2 protein-coding genes are annotated in these 834 nt (G+C 56.2%); both read right to left on the reverse strand.

The features are described 5' to 3' along the window. The coding region (locus DGA31_RS29430; protein ID WP_241509684.1) for an IS3 family transposase at window positions 1–248 on the reverse strand (248 nt) is incomplete at its 3' end. Between the two features lie 41 nt (window positions 249–289). Continuing rightward, window positions 290–834: transposase (locus tag DGA31_RS29435; RefSeq protein ID WP_206606855.1), on the reverse strand; the 545-nt coding region annotated here is incomplete at its 5' end.

The following is an 834-nucleotide window of genomic DNA, read 5'->3' on the forward strand; positions in this document are numbered from 1 at the left end:
CCTCGATGCGCACGGTATTTCTTGACCCGCACCAGGGATTTCAGCCCCATCCTGTCCATCAGACGCTGCACCAGCTTTTCGCTGACCGCTTCTGTCTTTTGCAGCTGCAAGGCAATACGGCGATAGCCAAACCGCCCCTCGTGCAGGTCGTAGATCGCCTGGATCTTCGCTTTCAGTGAAGCATGCCTGTCCGGCTTTTGAAGCGCGCCAAGTTGATAGTAGAACGTGCTGCGCGCCAGACTGGCCACTTGCAGCAAGACCTCCAGAGGAAACGCAGACCTCAACGCCTCTACGATGAGCGTTTTTTCCCTGGCAGAGGCTTCTGGCTCTGAGCCTTCTTCACCTCCTCGAGCTTTTTTAGGTACGCATTCTCCACGCGCAGGTATTCGATTTCCGCCCTGAGCTGTTCCAGACTTTTCGAGTCGTCATCCTGGGCATGGACCTCATGAGCAGATGGTTTCTCGGACATGGTGATGTTCCTCATTCGTTTGGACGCACGCAGGGCTGGAAGACCGCCACTGTAGTACTGACGCTCCCAAATGCCTACGCAGGAGGAATAACCCAGGCCGAACCGGGCTGCGACTTCTCGCAGAGAGAGCTGTTGTTCACGCCGGCACTCAATGACAGAAAGCTTGAAGGCCGGACTGTAGTGGTGCCCTCGAGAGCTAAATCCGGCAGCACCCAGCGACTGATAGGTAGCGACCCAGCGGCGCAGCAGGCTGAAATCGATGCCATGTCGCCTGGCGACCTTGCGAAACCCCTCAATGCCGCTGAGGTAGTCCTTTACGACTGTGATTTTGAACTGCGTAGAGTACTTGCCCATGAAAAAACCCC

The sequence above is a fragment of the Pseudomonas ovata genome, from assembly GCF_003131185.1.
GTDB classification, from domain to species: Bacteria; Pseudomonadota; Gammaproteobacteria; order Pseudomonadales; family Pseudomonadaceae; genus Aquipseudomonas; species Aquipseudomonas ovata.